This is a genomic window from Novosphingobium sp. CECT 9465, assembly GCF_920987055.1.
GTDB lineage: Bacteria > Pseudomonadota > Alphaproteobacteria > Sphingomonadales > Sphingomonadaceae > Novosphingobium.
Genome location: NZ_CAKLBX010000001.1, coordinates 2,886,812 through 2,903,559 on the forward strand (window position 1 = coordinate 2,886,812; position 16,748 = coordinate 2,903,559).

Sequence of the window (16,748 nt, forward strand, 5' to 3'; positions counted from 1 at the left end):
GGCTTGATCATCCCGCTCTCCCCTCGAGGTTTCCCGCCATGACCATCCTTCCTGCTGTCGCCGGTGCTCCGGCGATGCCGCACTCGCACGCCCATTCTTCCAACATTCTGACCGCTGCCCAGATCCTATTGCCGCGTCTCGAAGCAGGCGAGCGCATCGATGCGGCCATCCTGCGGCGCGCCATGGAAACTGCCATTGGCGCCTCCGATGCGTCGGGCGCATGGGAATGGAAGCTCGCCTACGAGGCCTGCGAAGTCGCAACCGCCCTGTTCCTCCGCAAATTCGGCAAGGCCCTGTTCCGTAAAGCCGCCACACCTGCAGCACGGCTTGATGTGCTGACCAGGATCGCCGACCTGCTCCCTACCCACACGCGCCGTTCCGAGGAAAGCCAGACCCTCCAGCAGTTTTCCACTCCGCTCCCACTCGGGCTCGCGGCGCTGACCGCCGCCGCAATCGGCTCTTCCGACCGGGTTCTGGAACCTTCGGCGGGCACCGGCCTGCTTGGCATTCTCGCGCAGACAGCGGGCGGCTCGCTCATCCTCAACGAGTTGGCGGAAACCCGTGCAGGCTTGCTTACCGCCCTCTTTCCGGCATGGCCCGTCACTCGGTTCGATGCTGCCCAGATCGATGACTATCTCGACGCGGCAGCGATCCCGTCCGTGGTGCTCATGAATCCGCCCTTCTCGGCGATGGCCCATGTTGCTGGCCGCGTTCAGGACGCCGGCTTTCGCCACATCGCCTCCGCGCTCGCTCGCCTCGCGCACGGCGGCAGGCTGATCACCATCACCGGCGCCAACGTCGGGCCAGAGCACCCCGGTTGGCGTGATGCCTTCATCTCCTTACAGGGACATGCCCGCGTGGTGTTCAGCGCTGCGATTGCTGGATCGGTCTATGCACGTCATGGCACAACATTCCCGACACGGCTGACCGTCATCGACAAAGCCCCGGCTGACGATCCGCAGGCTTTTCCGGCCTCGCCAGGCATCGCCCCCGACGTCGCCACTCTGCTCGACTGGATCGAGCGCCAGATGCCAGCGCGATTGCCCGTCACTCTTCCGGCCCTCGCAGCCCCGGTCGGAACAGCGCCGCCGAAAACCGTCCGTGGCTATGTCTCGCGCACTATGGCCGCGCGTCCGGCCGCCTCCGCAGCAATCGATCCGCAAGGCGTAAGCCTTGCTTACGAGGCAATCGACTCGGCTCCGCCCGAAGCCGAACGAATGAGCGATGGCCTCTATGAGAGCTTCGCCCTTCAGGCGATCCATATCCCCGGATCGACAGCCCACCCCACCAAACTCGTGCAGTCCGCTGCCATGGCCTCAGTCACGCCGCCCAAACCCAGCTATCATCCGATCCTTCCCGCCAATATCCTTGGCGTCTTGTCCGATGCCCAACTCGAAACCCTTATTTATGCAGGCGAGGCCCACAGCGATTATCTCGCCGGTTCATGGACCGTCGATGAAACCTGCGATCTCGTACAAGCCGCGCCTGACGGGGCATCGAATGCTGTCCGCTTCCGGCGCGGCTTCATGCTTGGCGATGGAACCGGGGCGGGCAAGGGCCGCCAATCGGCCGGCATCATCCTCGATAACTGGCTCCAGGGTCGGCGCAAGGCGGTCTGGATTTCAAAGTCCGACAAGCTGATCGAAGACGCGCAGCGCGATTGGTCAGCACTCGGGATGGAGCGGCTTTTGGTAACGCCATTTTCACGCTTTCCGCAGGGCAAGCCGATCGGGCTGACCGAAGGCATCCTGTTTGCAACCTATGCCACGCTGCGCTCCGACGAGCGCGGCGAGAAGGTTTCGCGGGTCCGTCAAATCGTCGATTGGTTGGGAACCGATTTCGACGGTGTGATCATCTTCGACGAGAGCCATGCCATGCAGAACGCCGGTGGCGGCAAGGGAGAACGCGGTGACGTCGCCCCATCGCAACAGGGGCGCGCCGGTCTGCGCCTGCAAAATGCACTTCCCAATGCCCGGGTGGTCTATGTCTCCGCGACCGGTGCGACCAGCGTTCACAACCTCGCCTATGCCCAGCGCCTCGGCCTCTGGGGCGGAGAGGATTTCCCGTTCGCCACTCGCGCCGAATTCGTCGAGGCCATCGAGGAGGGCGGCGTCGCAGCCATGGAGGTGCTCGCCCGTGACCTGCGTTCGCTCGGGCTCTATACCGCTCGTTCGCTGTCCTATGACGGCGTTGAATACGAAATGGTCGAGCACCAGCTGACCGATGACCAGCGCCGGATTTACGATGCCTACGCCGGGGCTTTCACCATCATTCACAACCACCTTGATGCGGCAATGGAAGCCGCAAACATCACCGGGAGTGATGGCACGCTGAACCGCCAAGCCAAATCGGCGGCACGCAGCGCTTTCGAATCTGTGAAGCAAAGGTTCTTCGGGCACCTGTTGACCTCCATGAAAACGCCAACCCTTATCCGTGCGATCGAGCATGATCTCGAAGCAGGCCATGCCGCCGTGATCCAGATTGTATCGACCGGCGAAGCCCTGATGGAGCGGCGCTTGGCGGACATCCCGACCGAGGAGTGGGGCGATGTACGTGTAGACATCACTCCGCGCGAATATGTCCTGTCGTATTTGCAGCATTCCTTCCCGGTGCAGCTCTACGAACCCTACACCGACAGCGAGGGCAATCTTGCTTCGCGGCCGGTGGTCCGCGATGGCCAACCGGTCGAGTGCCGTGAAGCAGTTCGCCGCCGCGACGAGCTCATCGAACGGCTCGCCTCACTCGCACCTGTCCCTGGCGCACTCGACCAAATCATCCAGCGCTTCGGCACCGACATGGTCGCCGAAGTCACTGGCCGATCGCGGCGGATCGTGCGGAAGGGCGAACGCTTCGCCGTCGAAAACCGAGCAGCCAGCGCCAATCTCGCGGAAACCGCCGCCTTCATGGATGACCTGAAACGCATCCTGATCTTTTCCGACGCAGGCGGCACCGGGCGCAGCTATCACGCCGATCTTTCTGCTCGAAACCAGCGCCTGCGTGTCCACTATCTGCTCGAGCCGGGCTGGAAGGCCGACGCGGCGATCCAAGGTCTCGGTCGCACCAACCGTACCAATCAGGCGCAGCCGCCGCTGTTCCGTCCGATCGCAACGGATGTGAAGGCCGAGAAGCGCTTTCTCAGTACGATCGCGCGCAGGCTCGATACCCTCGGGGCCATCACTCGCGGCCAGCGGCAGACCGGTGGCCAAGGGCTCTTTCGCCCCGAAGACAACCTCGAAAGCCCCTATGCGCGCGCCGCGTTGCGCCAGCTCTACCTACTGATCGTGCGCGGCAAGATCGACGGCTGCTCGCTGGAGCGCTTCGAGGCCGCAACCGGCCTGAAGTTGACCGATACCAACGGCATCAAGGACGAGCTTCCGCCGATTACGACGTTCCTCAATCGCCTGCTGGCGCTGACCATCGCGCTGCAGGGCACCCTCTTCACCGCCTTCGAGCAACTGCTCGACGCCAAAGTGGCCGGCGCGATCGCCGGTGGAACCTACGATCTGGGCCTCGAGACCCTCAACGCGGAAAGCTTCACCGTCGCCGGCCGGGCGACCATCTACACGCATCCCGCAACGGGTGCGGAAACACGGCTGCTGACGATCGTCCAGCGTGAGCGGAACCGGCCAATGTCGCTTGGCGACGCGCTGGCATGGCGCGAGAACGACCACGGGCGCTTGCTGGTCAATGCCAAGTCAGGCCGCGCCGCGGTGCAGGTGCCCGCACCATCGATGATGCTTGATGATGGTGAGATCGAACGCCGCGTCCGGCTGATTCGACCGATGGAATACCATCATGCGACCCTCGCGATGATGGCTGAAAGCCACTGGGAAGAAGTTGACGACCAAACCTTTGCGCATGCCTGGAACCGCGAGCTGGACGATGTTCCGACCTTTACCGACAGCACCGTCCACATCGTGGCGGGCCTGCTGCTCCCGGTGTGGAAGCGCCTGCCGACTGAATCGACGCGAGTCTATCGCCTCCAGACCGACGACGGCGAACGGATCATCGGACGCCGGGTCTCCCCGGCTTGGGCTGCAAACACCGCTACGGTTGGGATGCCCGCCCTGACTGGCGAAGATGCCTATGTGGCATTGATCGAAGGGCGCGCGGTCATCGATCTTGCTGAAGGGCTCGGGCTGCGCCGAGTGAGGATCATGGGTGCGAGCCGCATCGAACTCACCGGCTTCACCGAGGCGATGCGTGAGAGATTGCGCGCCTTCGGCCTCTTTACCGAGATCATTGCATGGAAGCTGCGCTTCTTCGTGCCGGTTGATCACCATGGCCCGGCCGTGCTCAGCCGTTTGCTCAAGACCTATCCGCTCTTGCGCATCGTTGAGAGGGAGGCGGCGTGATGGTCCGCCATGATGCTGGTGAACTTGCACACCGCCTTGGCCGAAACGCCGAGGCGGTGTGCCGCCGCTATCTCGATGCAGGCCGCAAACAGGGCAACTACTGGCTGGTGGGCAACGCTTACAACACGCCGGGGCGCTCCCTCTTCATCCGGCTCAGCGACTCCCCCAAAGGCCCTGCGGGCAAGTGGCAGGATGCCGCGACCGGCGAGCACGGCGATTTGCTCGACATCATTCAATTGGCACTGGGGCTGGTTGATTTTGCCGATGTTGCCGCGGAAGCACGCGCCTTTCTAAGCCTGCCACACCCAGAACCCGTGCGACTGAAGGAAACGTTGCCGCGCGTTGCGTCAGGTTCGGTCGAGGCTGCAAGGCGGCTCTTTGCCATGTCGCAGCCACTCGGCGGTTCTCTGGCCGACACTTATCTGCGACACCGTGGCATTGCTTCTCCTCCCGGGCCAGCCAGCCTGCGCTTCCATCCCCGCTGCTATTACAGATCCGACGGAGACGAGGTCACCCAGACATGGCCAGCAATCATCGCCGCCGTCACCGATCTCGATGGCCAGATCACCGGGGTTCATCGTACCTGGCTCGCACCGGGCGGCAAGGACAAGGCGCCCGTCGATACGCCGCGCAAGGCGATGGGAGACTTGCTCGGCCATGCGGTTCGCTTTGGCGTGCCCGGCGAAATCATGGCCGCCGGTGAAGGCATCGAAAGCGTCTTGTCCGTTCGCGAAGTCTCGCCTGGCATGCCTGTGGCGGCAGCGCTCTCGGCAGGGCACCTCGCTGCCACCGCGTTCCCTGATACGTTGCGTCGTCTCTACATCATCCGCGACAATGATCCGGCGGGCGACTGGGCACTTGCTAGCCTAGTCGAGCGAGCCAACGCGGCAGGGATCGAGGCGATCGTGCTGTCGCCGACGCTCGGGGATTTCAACGAGGACCTCTGCGAATACGGCATCAATGCCCTGCGGGCGGGTGTCCGGGGCCAACTAGCCCCGCAAGATGTCGCGCGCTTCTTGGACTTCCCTGCTTAACCAGCGGCCCGGGCACGGTGTGCGGCCATATGCCATCCTATCCATCGCCATAAGTCTCGCCATCGACGAGAGTCCGCGCCCGGCCTTCGAGAGGGCGATAGGCCCACAAACGTTCCAGCCCGGCAATGGCGGCGGTCCGCTATTTTCCGGCGGCGCGCCCTTGGCGCGCCTTTCCATCGCGAAGCAAAATAGCGGGCCTCTGCCATCCTCCGCTGTCGCTTCGGCTCTCCGAGTGCAGGGCCAGCCCGTTCGTGGGCTTCATCGCCATGAAGGCCGCGAGGGCGCGGTCCAATCGATGGAGCATCCGATGGACGACCACGACGATTTTGAACCTGAACACGCCTCTTCCCCGACCGACCACGTTCTGCAGGAGCTTCAGCTCTACGGCTACCGACCTTTCGAGGATGAACCCGATCCTCGACCATTGCCCGACGGCAACCGTATTGCAGGTGCCATCGCCGACATCTTCGATGCACTGATCTCCAGCATGGAAGACACGCGCCTCGAACCCGACCTCGACGATCTTCTCTGGTCGACCGTCAACCTCTTTCACCGCGCCTGCCAGCGGATCGAGCGCGAACTCGACGACAACGAGGTCGGCCAACGCCGCCTCCAGAACGAGCAGGATGGCAGCGAGGTGAAGTCGGTCGAGCTCGAACGGCTGCTCGCCTTGGGGCAAACCCTCCTCGAACGGCGCGATGCCTTCGAACTGATGCGCGATCAGGCCGCTGACCATTTTGAGCGGCAAACCCGGTCAAGCTGGAAACCGCACTCTGGTTCCATGGTCAACCACCGCAACCTGACGGCGGCCATGATCGACAGCCGCGATTTTATCAGCGCCAAACGGCGCGCCGAAACCGAAGTGCTCCTCCCCGCTGGCCCGAAGATCGCCTTTTCCGGCGGCGAGAGCACGGACCATGAACTGATCTGGGCTAAGCTCGACCAGATCCGGGTCAAGCATCCCGATATGGTCCTGATGCACGGCGGCTCACCCAAGGGCGCCGAGAAGATCGCTTCGCGTTGGGCTGATACCCGCAAGGTGCCGCAAATCGCCTTCAAGCCCGACTGGACCAAGCATGCGAAGGCCGCGCCGTTCAAACGCAACGATCAGATGCTCGCTGTCATGCCGATCGGCGTCATCATCTTCCCCGGTTCGGGCATTCAGGACAATCTTGCCGACAAAGCCCGCAAGCTGGGTATCCCGGTCTACCGGTTCGGTTCAGGCGGCGCGTAAGCGCCGCCGCCGATGCTACTTTGTTCGCGGCTTGGGTTGATGCAACCGCCGTTTCACATTGGGATTCAGCGTATTCCTTACGTCCTTGTCGACGATCGCTAAATCGAACCAATCAGGGTCGAAGTGCCCACCGCACCATTGTATTGTTTCACGATGCTCTGGGTCGCCAGGGTCCGCCACGATTTCGAGAAACCGTTCATAGCCAGAAATTCCGCCGACATCTTCTGGAGGCCGAGCACGTGCGCCATCCACACATTGGGCCTTCTTCGGCACAGCGGCGAGGGAAAGCCATTGTTCCAATTCGACAGTGTGGGACCAATTGTCCCCAAAATCATAAAGGTAGCTGAAGCTGGTTCGTGCTTTCGTGAAGTCCCGCAAGCGCACGTCGGCCTGCTCAAAGATCTGCGGGTCGTCTTCGCAGGACCCTTCGTAGGCGGCGGCGGCATCGCCGAAACGCAGGCCACCGATCTGGAACTCGTGCAAATGGTAATTCCACCAGTTGAACGCGGCCTGGATCGCCAAGTGTAGTTGAACAAGGTTCCAGTCGATCGGGAGGATCAGGCGCCTCCAGACCGGAGGCTCAATGTCGTCAATCGACACACGAATCTGAATGGCGGTGTAGGGCTCGAACATATGGACAGCAAACCTTCAGCTTTTGGCTGCGTCAAGTTCTGTCTCAGGTGCAAGGTGTGCAACTTCCACTTGGTTTCAGCCAAGCCTCTCTAGCTCTACATCTGCACAGTCCCCGCTTCAAATGCGCTGATCCTTGGCCCAGCCAAGGGCCTGACGCCATCAACCCGTAAAGGGTCGGACTACGCAAGCGTGCCGCCGCACTGGCTTTGCCAGCGCGGTGATTGCAGCCCTTGGCCGGTCACTTCGGGCGCCTGTCAGCGGGGGATGCGCCTCCGCTTCGAACAGGAGCAGGTCCGATGTCCCTCAACGACGCACAAGCCTTTGCCTTCAGCCTCGCGGCAACCCTGATGGTCGCCATCATCATTTTCCGCGCCGGTGACGGCAGCCTTTCGGTCGTTCCCGCCACCGAATTCGATCACGACGCCGAAGTCATCGCCGAAATCGATCCATTTGCCCCCTGACGGGTTGCGACGGGCCAATCGGAGCAGAGATCCCCTCGATTTCTGCTCCCGCTCGGCCCTGACTTTCGCTATACTGCCCGACGCGCCGTGGAGGTGGTGGAGGCGCGACCGTCAGACCATTTCTCACGGGAGAGCACCACCATGATTATCCTCGGCATACTGCTGTCTATCGCTGCAATCGGCTTCTTTTGCTGGTTGCTGTTCACGCTTGCTGTCTTTGCGCTGCCCCTCTTTGTCGGCGTGAGCGCAGGAAACTGGGCCTATCATACTGGCGCTGGCTGGCTCGGCGCGGTCCTAGTCGGCCTCAGTGCCGCAGGATTGACGCTGGGTCTTGGTCAGGTCGTGCTGATGACCATACGCCCCCTCTGGGCGCGGCTGCTCATTGCGCTCACCTTCGTCGCACCCGCCGTTTTCGCCGGCTATCATGCGACCCACGGCATCTTGAAGCACACCATGCCGTCCGAAACGTGGCAAACAGCCTTTTCGGTCATCGGCGCGATCGCTGTCGGTGTCACCGCGTTCACCCGGGTCGCGGGAATGGCAGGCACCGACCGATCCAACCCGAACCTCGCAAGGGCCTGACACCCCCGGAGATCGGTGGACCAGAGGGCGAGCGTGTCGATGCATCGCCGGACTCGTCTGCGAAGTCAGAACTCGCCGGGCCGAACCTGGATCGCGATCATACCGAAGTCCGGCACACACGCCGAGGATAGTCGAACAGACCGCAGCATTCGCGCGATGGCCTGCGTAACCACCAGGCTGGGGCTTCGCACAGTCGTCGGTGCGGATGATAGCGTAACGCAGCCGGAACTGGCGGGGACAAGCAGGCGGCAAACATCGTCCTTCCTGCCTCGTGGATCGCGCGAGGTCGCCAATATCTCCTGTAGCTGATCGCCTTGCGCCCGCTCCAAACGGCCTCTTCAATGGGCTGATCTGGCCGAAGGTCGGCTTCGCCTCGACCGCCTATGCCGCAACGGCGCCTGCGCCAACTTTCTTCCCCTGCCGGCTGAAGCCGCCATTCCTCGCGAAACAAGAAAGCTGCCTTTGCGCCGTCCTCCGCGATGCTTCGGCAGCAAGCTGTGCGCCGTCGGTAGCCTCCGGCCCCCCGATCGCCATCGAGGCCGCAATGGTGCGGGCTCGAATACGAAAGAATGGAGATTTCTCATGGCTACCATCGGCACCTTCAAGAAGGCTGGCACGAACGAGTTCACCGGCGACATCGTCACCCTCAACGTCCAGGCCAAGGGCGTGCGTATCATCCCCGACCCACGCGCGAACGGCGAAAACGCCCCCAGCCACCGGGTTCTGGTCGGCCGCGCCGAAATCGGTGCAGCCTGGTCGAAGCGCTCGGGCGAGGGTCGCGACTACCTCGGCCTGAAGATCGATGATCCCAGCTTCAACGCCCCGATCTACGCCAACCTCTTCGACGACGAAGACGGCGAAGGCTACTCGCTGATCTGGTCCCGGCCGAACGGCCGCCGGGGCGACTGAGGCTCCAGCGGAGGCCCCGGCCAGAACGGCCGGGGCCTTTTGCCGCTTCGGCGACCGAATCAGTTCGGAGCTGGACCGCAAGTTACTTGCGTTTCAAGGCTCAGTTGGTGCTGGATTGCAGTGGCAATCCGGCCAAGAGCGACTAATATAGTCGTAGTTCTGGCGTGTGCGCTCGCGCCGGTGGGAGGTGATCATGCATGATCACCGCTCGACAATCGCGGGCCGCGCGCGCGTTGCTGGGATGGACACAGGAGACGCTCGCTGACAGGGCCCAAGTATCACTGACCGCGCTTAAACGCCTCGAATCCGAAAGCGGGCTCGAGGTCTATGAGACGACGCGCGATCAGGTACGGCGGGCCTTCGAATCAGCCGGCATCGTCCTTCTGTCCACGGAAAAGGGCGAAGGTGTTCTGCGGCTCCACGAATCAGGAAAGCAACTGGCCAAGCCTTAGCGGATCAAGCCAGGCTATCCATTTCTCCGAAAAATTCTGGGCACCGCTGTCCTGGATCAATGTTAGAACCAGTAGGCACGCGCACACATGCTTAGGGCAACCTGGTATCCGGTGATGGGCCAATCGAAACCGCAGTTCCTTGATGAACCGCCGCAAGGCGAGCAGCTGACGGCTTACGACCGCGAGCATATGGTTCTTTATCTGCGGCTGCTTGATGCCCACCGAGACGGGGCCGATTGGCGCGAGGCTACAGAAATCCTCTTCGGCATCGATCCTGCATCCGAGCCGGAACGGTCGCGCAAGGTCCATGACGCTCATCTTGCGCGCGCTCAGTGGATGACCGAGCGCGGCTATCAGGAACTACTGCGCAAAGATGAAACCGACTAGCCGGTGATGCCGCTGCGGCATCACCTGTTGCCAACATTGAGACTTCCACCGCTGCCCTTATCTCGGAATCATGCCCCTCCCGCAATCGATTGATATCGAGGGAGAAGCAGGATGATGCCAGACGCATCACAATGGCGGTCTGCGGCACGCTATGAACCTGTCGAGGACATGACCGCCTCGGCGCTTGCATGGGAATGGCTGCGCAGAAACGAAGGCTACAATCAGGACTTCGAGGCTTTGTCAGCAAAGGACGCTGACAAGACCACGCTGACGGATACCATCCGTCAGCGCTGGAGGTTGCGATTTCGCGGCAGACCCCGCGATCGATCACGCTACCCAACCAGTGTTCTGGATGGCGCAGGACGATACCAGTGTCGTCGTTCTAGCCGCTGCGCCTGATGAGCTGGTTCGTGCTGAGCACCACTGGCTAGATCCTGAGCGCTTAGACGGCGACTTGGATGCGGCCAGAGCAGACAGAATGGTTCCTCTAGGCGATGGCAGTCAGATCCAGGTCATGTCTGTCGCACGAGAAGGCCTGCCGCTCGCGGCGGTCATACCGCTCGACATCGATGGATTTGCCAGGCTCGAAGCCGTGCACCGCCTCTGGGCCGTGATGCACCGCCGCACAATTCCCCCAGATACGAGGCTGACCCGCCAACAGCGCCAGCGCGCACGGCGCATGCTGCAAGCATTTGACGGCTCGCGCGACGGAGCCACGCAGCAGGACATAGCGCAAATCCTGTTCCGCACCGGTCCTGTTACCCGCGACGAATGGCAGGCGTCTTCGTATCGCTTCGCGATCATGGCCTTGTTGAAGGATGCCCGCGCCATGGTCGCGGGCGGCTATCGCCACCTCTTGCGGCACCGACGCCGCACCTGAGCGACGCCCCCTAATTCCCGGTGTGGGGATTTAGGGTCCCCCAAAACCCCACTCCACCTCGCCAATTTTGCTTCGCCATTGTGGCCTTCGACCGCCGGATTTTCGGCGGGCAACGAAAGGCCGACCCATGCGACCCGATCTCGCCGTTCTGCCGCCACGCTACCTGCGCACCAAGGAAGCGGCCGCGTTTCTCAGCCTTTCACCTCGAACGCTTGAGAAACACCGGACCTATGGCACTGGCCCCGCCTACAAGAAACTCGGTGGCCGGGTCGTCTACTCGATCGACGATTTGCAGCACTGGGCCGAGCGCGGCGCCGTCACCTCGACATCAGACCCACGCGGCACGGTGCTGCCAGCGAAGTGGCATCCAGAAGATGCCGTTTCGATGGCCAGCCGCTTCGCGCGCTGACCCTGGCTGACCCGAACCATGGCGATTCGCCTCCCATCCCTATCGGAACGCGGTCAGCTCGATCTGTTCCGCACCATCCCCGGCAATGTCGCGCCGCGCGACGCGCAGGACCTGATGGCCTATCCCTTCTTTTCCCTGTCCAAGACCCACCGGGTAACCCCCATCGATTTTGCCTCCGGCAATGTCACGATCCGGGTCGAAGCAGTGCCTGATCACGGCATGGCAACCATCTGGGATGCGGACATCCTGATCTGGGCTGCCAGCCAGATCGTCGAGGCACGCGATGCAGGATTTCCGACGTCCCGCCTGATCGTTGCAACGCCCTATGAAGTGCTCAAGTTCATCGGGCGCGGTACGTCCTTGCGCGATTATCAGCGGCTGAAGGCTGCCTTTGACCGGCTGCAATCGACCACTGTGGCCACGTCGATTCGCCAGCATGCCGAAGGGCGCCGGCACCGATTTTCTTGGATCAACGAATGGAAGGAGCGTCGGGACGGCAACGGCCGACCTGACGGTATCGAGCTGATCCTCCCCGACTGGTTCTATCAAGCCGTACTTGACGATGCGCTCGTGCTGACCATCGACCGGGCATATTTCGGGCTTACAGGCGGCCTTGATCGCTGGCTCTATCGCCTGGTGCGCAAACATGGCGGCAAGCAACGCAATGGCTGGCGCTTCGACTTGCGTCATCTGCACCAGAAGTCTGGCAGCCTGTCGCCCTTCAAGCGGTTCGCTTTCGAGCTGCGCGACATCGTTCGTCGTCAGCCGCTCCCTGGATATGTCTTGCTCCTCGAGGCCGAACGCGGCGGCCGCACGCTGCTCGCATTCAAGCCGTCGGCACCTTGTGGAAAGCCTGTGGACGGCGTCGTGCCATCGGGAACCGAGGGGCACGTGCCATCAGGAACCCGTGGGTCGTGCCAACGGGAACCGGAACGAGGTCTAAACCCAAACAGCAAAAGCAGAATTTCCGCCTCTAACTTAGACTCTAACCAAGAATCTAACTTTGAAGCGCGCGCGCGTGATGTGCGCACCCTTATCGACACGGTTCGCGGCCATCTCTCGGTCAACGTCCGGCCCCGGCGACCTCCCAACCGCAACGACCAGGATGTGGCGCGAGCGCCCAAGCTGCCCTTCGATGTGCCACCGGAGAAGCCGCAATGCTGACCCATTGGCCCCGACGCGCGCGCTGTCTCAGCACCTTTCGTCCCTCGATTTCAATCATCCAAGGAGACCCGTCATGACCAATGTCACGGCTCCCAGCGCGCGTGCCCATGCGTTGCCACACGCGCGCTGTGCCGACACGCTGACCCACGTTGAACTCACGCATATCGAAAAGCGGATCGAGAATTGGATCAGGTTCGGCCGCCATGTTCACGAACAGCTTCTCGATCGCCGACGCCGGGTTCTCTCCTACCGCCCGGGCAGCGTATTTGCTTTCGTGCGATGGGCAGCCAACGACTACGGAACCGTCGTTTCCCGGATCGATATCGTGCGCGCCGTCGGACCAAGCGAAGCATACCAGACGCTACCATTTGTTCGTCCTGGTGGTGAAATCCTGCTTACGGCCGATGGTTGGCCGAAGGTGGAGCAAGTGCTCCGCCACATCGATGCCGTGGAAGCCGCCGGGCTCGACGGCTGCGACATAGCCCCGGATCACTGGCGCCATGTGGCCAACCGAATGAGCGTCGGTCAGGCACCCCGCGCTTACACAGCTGAGCGCCATCAAGCGTGGCTCAAGCGGCGGGAGATCGAAGGATGACCCGCTTCGGCTACGTCATGGCAACGTATTTCACGGTGCTCGGCACTGGCATCACAGCCTTTGTTTCCATGCCGCTTCGGTTGGTCTGGAATGCGTCGGCCAGTGTTCCGATTGGCCTTTACGACCTCGGTCCGTCCCGTGACCTAAGCGTCGGGGACATCGTTGCCGTGATGCCTCCCCGGCCGCTCGCAGACTTCATGGTGGAGCGCGGCTACATTGCGCGAGGTGTGCCCTTGATGAAGCATGTCGCGGCCCTGCCGGGACAGACTGTGTGCCGATTGAAAAACACAGTGACCGTTGATGGCATGGTGCTCGGTACGGCGCTCGACCGCGACCGCATGGGTCGCAACCTGCCTGTCTGGCAGGGCTGCCGTCGCATCGCGGCGGGCAGCGTCTTCCTCATGAACGCCGCTGTGAGAGACAGTCTCGACGGTCGCTATTTCGGCCCCATCCCGGCGGGAACGGTGATCGGTCGAGCCACGCCCATTTACACCGACGAGGCTGGCACCGGCGACTTCGATTGGCGCGCCGACGCCCCTCGAACACCCCGCTGACCACCATCGCCGGCAAGCCGCGCTGCGCGCCCACGCACATCCCACCAACGCAACCCAAGGAGACTTCGATGCCTCAGATCGGCACCTTCACCCGGCAGTCGGATCGCTTCATCGGGCGCATCCATACCTTCGCCTACTGCCGCGAAATCATCATCGTGCCCGCAGATGCTTCCGACACCGAAAATGCTCCGGACTATCGCATTCATCTCGATCCTGGCGACGGGACTGAATGCGGACCGGAAATTGGCGCGGCCTGGAAACGTAACGGCGAGCGCGCAGGCTCATTCATTGCCCTGATCATCGACGATCCCACCCTGCCACAGACCATCCGCGCCAATCTGTTCCGTGACGGCGCTGAAGGTGCGTCCTGGTCACTGCACTGGAGTCGCACCAACAAGCGCGACGCGCGGGATTGATGCCATGCGTCTCACTGCCCTCCTTTTCCTTTCCGGCCTGACGTCAGCATGCGTTTTGCCGACTGCCACGCTTGCGCAATCTGCAGCAACCGAACGCGCGATACCTGGCGTTCCCTTCGGCGAGTTCATTGCCGAGGCGGCTTCGCGCTTCGCGCTTCCCGTCACCTGGCTACACGCCATTATGCGCGCTGAAAGTCGTGGGCGGCCGCGCGCCGTTTCGCCCAAGGGCGCAATCGGACTGATGCAGATCATGCCGGCGACCTGGAAGGAATTGCGAGAGCGCCATCGTCTCGGCGCGGACCCATTTGATCCGCACGACAACATCATCGCGGGCGCAGGCTACATCCGTGAATTGTTCGATCGCTATGGTTCTCCCGGCTGGATCGCTGCGTACAACGCTGGCCCGGGTCGCTATGAAGCGGCGCTCCGCGGACGACCTTTGCCCACTGAAACGCGCGCCTATGTCGCCGTCATCATGCCCGCAATCGGGCCAACAAGCGCCGCGAATCCAACCGCGATTGCGATGGTTGATCGCTTCGCGTGGACACGTTCCCCCCTCTTCGTTGGGCGCGGTGAACAGCAGAGTCCGGCATCCGCGGTGCCGCTCGACAAGCAGATCAATGAACGTCCACGGCCCGATGAATTGACGAGGGCGGCAGGCTCGCAAGGGCTGTTTATCGCCCGATCGACTGGAGACAGGCGTCAATGATCACCGCTTGGCCCCGGCGCATTCTGTCGCACGATAGCGGGATATGGGCGAAGACTGTCCCCACAACCGATAGAGGGCAGGATAAAAGGGCGCACGTTGCGCTTCGGTCGGTTGCTTGTTTTTGTGACGTTTTTCGTGGGGAAACGCACCCTGCGATGGTTTTTCGCAAGGTGCCGGACCGGTCTAACATCTTGTTTCCAATATGCCTTATGCACATTGGCGGGTCTGGCCATGGCTGATGACCGCGAGTTCCGCATCCGTCCTGGCCGCATTCGTTCTGGGAGCGCGCAGCGGGCAAGACCCTTTATCGCCCAAGCTCTGGCAGCCGCGCAAAAGGCGGGTGGCGGCATCTCTCGTTCCGGCCGCATCAAGGCCAGTAACACATCGCGTTTCGGGCGAGGGCAACGCGCCAGCATTCAGGCCAATCGGCTCATCAACGCGCGCACGCGCGGTGCCGTCATCAAGGCCCGCGTCGTCCGTCATAGTTCCCGCAGCGCGCCGCTTGCAAACCATCTCGATTATCTGCGCCGGGAAGGCGTGACCCGCGATGGTGAGAAGGCGCGGTTATTTGGCCCGGATGCTGGCGCCGTCGAAGGCAAGGCATTTGCAGACCGCTGCGCAGACGATCGGCACCATTTCCGGTTCATCGTCTCGCCTGACGACGCGCTGGAAATGTCGGACCTGAAGAGCTTCACCCGCGACCTCGTGGTGCAGATGGAAAAAGACCTCGGCTCGCCGCTCGAATGGGCGGCGGTCGATCATTGGAACACCGAGCATCCTCACGTTCATCTGATCGTGCGCGGCGTGCGCGACGATGGGCAGGATCTCGTCATCGCCCGCGACTACATCAAGGCGGGCATGCGCGACCGCGCGCGTGACCTCATTACCCAGGAATTGGGGCCGCGCACCGACCTCGATATTCGCCGGACACTGGAACAGCAGATCGCTGCCGATCGGTGGACCCAGCTTGATCGACAACTCGTTCGCGATGGCGACAGAAACGGTATCATCGATGTGGCACCGGTGCCCGGTGGGGAGCCCGATCAATTCCAGACTTTCAAGATTGGCCGGCTGCGGAAGCTGGAGGCACTGGGGCTCGCGGTGCAGGTCGGTCCCGGCCAATGGACCATCGATGGCAAGGCAGAGGCGACCTTGCGCGAAATTGGTGAGCGCGGCGACATCATCAAGCGCATGCATCGCGCGCTGACACAGCGGGGCATCGAGCGCTCCACATCCAGTTATGTCCTCGCGGCGGAACGCCTCGATCAACCCGTTGTGGGCCGCCTGGTCGCGCGCGGTCTTGATGATGAGCTCAAGTCCAGCGCCTATGCAGTGGTCGATGGTGTCGATGGCCGGACCCATCACATAAAGCTTTCCGACCTCGAAGCCGCTGGCGACAGTGCGGCGGGATCGATCGTCGAGTTGCGCGCCTTTGATGATGCGCGCGGCGTCCGGCGCGTTGCGCTGGCCGTCAGGTCGGATCTCGACCTCGAACGCCAGATCACGGCCCCAGGTGCGACCTGGCTCGACCGGCAGGCTATCGCCCGCGGACCATCGGCAATGTCGGACAGCGGCTTCGGCGCAGAAGTGCGAGACGCCCTCGATCGCCGGGCCGAATATCTCGTCAACCAAGGGCTTGCCGAGCGGAGCGGTTCACAGGTCAACTTCGCGCGAAATCTGCTTGATACGCTGCGGCGTCAGGAACTGGCGGCACTCGGCGACAAGCTTGCTGCGGAAACCGGCAAGCCGTTCCACCGCGCAGGGAGCGGCGAATATGTTGCCGGAACCTATCGCCAGCGCCTGACCCTGGCTTCGGGCCGCTTCGCGATGCTCGATGATGGCCTTGGCTTCCAACTCGTGCCCTGGACACCTGCTCTCGAAAGGCACCTCGGCCGCCACGTCTCCGGTGTGGCCCGCAACGATGGCGGCATCGACTGGAGCTTCGCCCGCAAACGTGGCCTCGGCCTCTGATCA

18 protein-coding genes are annotated in these 16,748 nt (G+C 62.5%); 17 read left to right on the plus strand and 1 reads right to left on the minus strand.

Annotation, left to right across the window (positions count from 1 at the left end):
- Window positions 1-74: 74 nt before the first annotated feature.
- The 3 genes from LUA85_RS14125 to LUA85_RS14135 all read left to right on the plus strand — a co-directional run bounded on the left by LUA85_RS14125 (window position 75) and on the right by LUA85_RS14135 (window position 6,623).
- A complete protein-coding gene (locus LUA85_RS14125; protein ID WP_231471883.1) occupies window positions 75-4,355 on the plus strand; it encodes a strawberry notch family protein in 4,281 nt (1,426 codons plus the stop codon).
- Window positions 4,355-5,389, plus strand: a complete 1,035-nt coding sequence (locus LUA85_RS14130) for a toprim domain-containing protein (RefSeq protein WP_231470929.1) — start codon at window positions 4,355-4,357, stop codon at window positions 5,387-5,389. The genes LUA85_RS14125 and LUA85_RS14130 overlap by 1 nt, the downstream gene beginning before the upstream one ends.
- 307 nt (window positions 5,390-5,696) lie before the next feature.
- A complete protein-coding gene (locus LUA85_RS14135; RefSeq protein ID WP_231470930.1) occupies window positions 5,697-6,623 on the plus strand; it encodes a DUF2493 domain-containing protein in 927 nt (308 codons plus the stop codon).
- A 15-nt stretch (window positions 6,624-6,638) separates the two neighbouring features.
- Here the strand turns inward: LUA85_RS14135 and LUA85_RS14140 are convergent, their stop codons facing one another.
- A complete protein-coding gene (locus tag LUA85_RS14140; protein WP_231470931.1) occupies window positions 6,639-7,256 on the minus strand; it encodes a plasmid pRiA4b ORF-3 family protein in 618 nt (205 codons plus the stop codon).
- A gap of 296 nt (window positions 7,257-7,552) precedes the next feature.
- Here LUA85_RS14140 and LUA85_RS14145 point away from each other — a divergent pair, with 296 nt between their 5' ends.
- The 14 genes from LUA85_RS14145 (at window position 7,553) to LUA85_RS14210 (ending at window position 16,745) form a co-directional block, all read left to right on the plus strand.
- Entirely contained in the window at window positions 7,553-7,717 is a 165-nt protein-coding gene (locus tag LUA85_RS14145; protein WP_231470932.1) for a hypothetical protein, read from the plus strand.
- A 141-nt stretch (window positions 7,718-7,858) separates the two neighbouring features.
- The gene (locus tag LUA85_RS14150) at window positions 7,859-8,299 is read left to right on the plus strand and encodes a hypothetical protein (protein ID WP_231471884.1); all 441 of its coding nucleotides are present in this window, start codon (window positions 7,859-7,861) and stop codon (window positions 8,297-8,299) included.
- A 582-nt stretch (window positions 8,300-8,881) separates the two neighbouring features.
- Window positions 8,882-9,208: a DUF736 domain-containing protein gene (locus LUA85_RS14155; protein WP_067907051.1), complete on the plus strand. Its 327-nt coding sequence runs from the start codon at window positions 8,882-8,884 to the stop codon at window positions 9,206-9,208.
- 197 nt (window positions 9,209-9,405) lie between these two features.
- Window positions 9,406-9,660: a helix-turn-helix transcriptional regulator gene (locus tag LUA85_RS14160; RefSeq protein WP_231470933.1), complete on the plus strand. Its 255-nt coding sequence runs from the start codon at window positions 9,406-9,408 to the stop codon at window positions 9,658-9,660.
- A gap of 114 nt (window positions 9,661-9,774) precedes the next feature.
- Window positions 9,775-10,047 (plus strand): DNA -binding domain-containing protein, encoded by a 273-nt coding sequence (locus LUA85_RS14165; RefSeq protein WP_231471885.1) that lies wholly within the window; start codon window positions 9,775-9,777, stop codon window positions 10,045-10,047.
- Window positions 10,048-10,161: 114 nt separating this feature from the next.
- Window positions 10,162-10,446 carry a transcriptional regulator domain-containing protein gene (locus LUA85_RS14170; RefSeq protein WP_256448275.1) on the plus strand — a complete coding sequence of 95 codons (285 nt, stop codon included), beginning with the start codon at window positions 10,162-10,164 and terminating at the stop codon, window positions 10,444-10,446.
- Entirely contained in the window at window positions 10,400-10,927 is a 528-nt protein-coding gene (locus LUA85_RS14175) for a DUF2285 domain-containing protein (RefSeq protein ID WP_231470934.1), read from the plus strand. The genes LUA85_RS14170 and LUA85_RS14175 overlap by 47 nt, the downstream gene beginning before the upstream one ends.
- Window positions 10,928-11,054: 127 nt before the next feature.
- Window positions 11,055-11,336 (plus strand): AlpA family transcriptional regulator, encoded by a 282-nt coding sequence (locus tag LUA85_RS14180; RefSeq protein ID WP_231470935.1) that lies wholly within the window; start codon window positions 11,055-11,057, stop codon window positions 11,334-11,336.
- A gap of 18 nt (window positions 11,337-11,354) precedes the next feature.
- Window positions 11,355-12,500, plus strand: coding sequence for a replication initiator protein A (locus LUA85_RS14185; protein ID WP_231470936.1), 1,146 nt, complete (start codon window positions 11,355-11,357; stop codon window positions 12,498-12,500).
- A 73-nt stretch (window positions 12,501-12,573) separates the two neighbouring features.
- Window positions 12,574-13,095 carry a DUF2840 domain-containing protein gene (locus tag LUA85_RS14190; RefSeq protein WP_231470937.1) on the plus strand — a complete coding sequence of 174 codons (522 nt, stop codon included), beginning with the start codon at window positions 12,574-12,576 and terminating at the stop codon, window positions 13,093-13,095.
- Window positions 13,092-13,649 (plus strand): S26 family signal peptidase, encoded by a 558-nt coding sequence (locus LUA85_RS14195; RefSeq protein ID WP_231470938.1) that lies wholly within the window; start codon window positions 13,092-13,094, stop codon window positions 13,647-13,649. Before LUA85_RS14190 ends, LUA85_RS14195 begins: the two co-directional genes overlap by 4 nt.
- A gap of 68 nt (window positions 13,650-13,717) precedes the next feature.
- Entirely contained in the window at window positions 13,718-14,065 is a 348-nt protein-coding gene (locus tag LUA85_RS14200) for a DUF736 domain-containing protein (RefSeq protein ID WP_231470939.1), read from the plus strand.
- Between the two features lie 4 nt (window positions 14,066-14,069).
- Window positions 14,070-14,774, plus strand: coding sequence for a lytic transglycosylase domain-containing protein (locus LUA85_RS14205; RefSeq protein ID WP_231470940.1), 705 nt, complete (start codon window positions 14,070-14,072; stop codon window positions 14,772-14,774).
- A 231-nt stretch (window positions 14,775-15,005) separates the two neighbouring features.
- Window positions 15,006-16,745 carry a VirD2 family relaxase/mobilization nuclease gene (locus tag LUA85_RS14210; RefSeq protein WP_231470941.1) on the plus strand — a complete coding sequence of 580 codons (1,740 nt, stop codon included), beginning with the start codon at window positions 15,006-15,008 and terminating at the stop codon, window positions 16,743-16,745.
- Window positions 16,746-16,748: the final 3 nt, after the last annotated feature.

Excerpts from the sequence above, each read along its gene's own strand:
- LUA85_RS14125 (WP_231471883.1), top strand. The coding sequence starts at position 75 with ATGCCGCACTCGCACGCCCATTCTTCCAACATTCTGACCGCTGCCCAG.
- LUA85_RS14170 (WP_256448275.1), top strand. The coding sequence starts at position 10,162 with ATGCCAGACGCATCACAATGGCGGTCTGCGGCACGCTATGAACCTGTC.
- LUA85_RS14180 (WP_231470935.1), top strand. The coding sequence starts at position 11,055 with ATGCGACCCGATCTCGCCGTTCTGCCGCCACGCTACCTGCGCACCAAG.
- LUA85_RS14205 (WP_231470940.1), top strand. The coding sequence starts at position 14,070 with ATGCGTCTCACTGCCCTCCTTTTCCTTTCCGGCCTGACGTCAGCATGC.
- LUA85_RS14185 (WP_231470936.1), top strand. The coding sequence starts at position 11,355 with ATGGCGATTCGCCTCCCATCCCTATCGGAACGCGGTCAGCTCGATCTG.
- LUA85_RS14145 (WP_231470932.1), top strand. The coding sequence starts at position 7,553 with ATGTCCCTCAACGACGCACAAGCCTTTGCCTTCAGCCTCGCGGCAACC.
- LUA85_RS14160 (WP_231470933.1), top strand. The coding sequence starts at position 9,406 with ATGATCACCGCTCGACAATCGCGGGCCGCGCGCGCGTTGCTGGGATGG.
- LUA85_RS14130 (WP_231470929.1), top strand. The coding sequence starts at position 4,355 with ATGGTCCGCCATGATGCTGGTGAACTTGCACACCGCCTTGGCCGAAAC.
- LUA85_RS14195 (WP_231470938.1), top strand. The coding sequence starts at position 13,092 with ATGACCCGCTTCGGCTACGTCATGGCAACGTATTTCACGGTGCTCGGC.
- LUA85_RS14190 (WP_231470937.1), top strand. The coding sequence starts at position 12,574 with ATGACCAATGTCACGGCTCCCAGCGCGCGTGCCCATGCGTTGCCACAC.
- LUA85_RS14140 (WP_231470931.1), bottom strand. The coding sequence starts at position 7,256 with ATGTTCGAGCCCTACACCGCCATTCAGATTCGTGTGTCGATTGACGAC.
- LUA85_RS14210 (WP_231470941.1), top strand. The coding sequence starts at position 15,006 with ATGGCTGATGACCGCGAGTTCCGCATCCGTCCTGGCCGCATTCGTTCT.
- LUA85_RS14165 (WP_231471885.1), top strand. The coding sequence starts at position 9,775 with ATGGGCCAATCGAAACCGCAGTTCCTTGATGAACCGCCGCAAGGCGAG.
- LUA85_RS14175 (WP_231470934.1), top strand. The coding sequence starts at position 10,400 with ATGGCGCAGGACGATACCAGTGTCGTCGTTCTAGCCGCTGCGCCTGAT.
- LUA85_RS14155 (WP_067907051.1), top strand. The coding sequence starts at position 8,882 with ATGGCTACCATCGGCACCTTCAAGAAGGCTGGCACGAACGAGTTCACC.
- LUA85_RS14135 (WP_231470930.1), top strand. The coding sequence starts at position 5,697 with ATGGACGACCACGACGATTTTGAACCTGAACACGCCTCTTCCCCGACC.
- LUA85_RS14150 (WP_231471884.1), top strand. The coding sequence starts at position 7,859 with ATGATTATCCTCGGCATACTGCTGTCTATCGCTGCAATCGGCTTCTTT.
- LUA85_RS14200 (WP_231470939.1), top strand. The coding sequence starts at position 13,718 with ATGCCTCAGATCGGCACCTTCACCCGGCAGTCGGATCGCTTCATCGGG.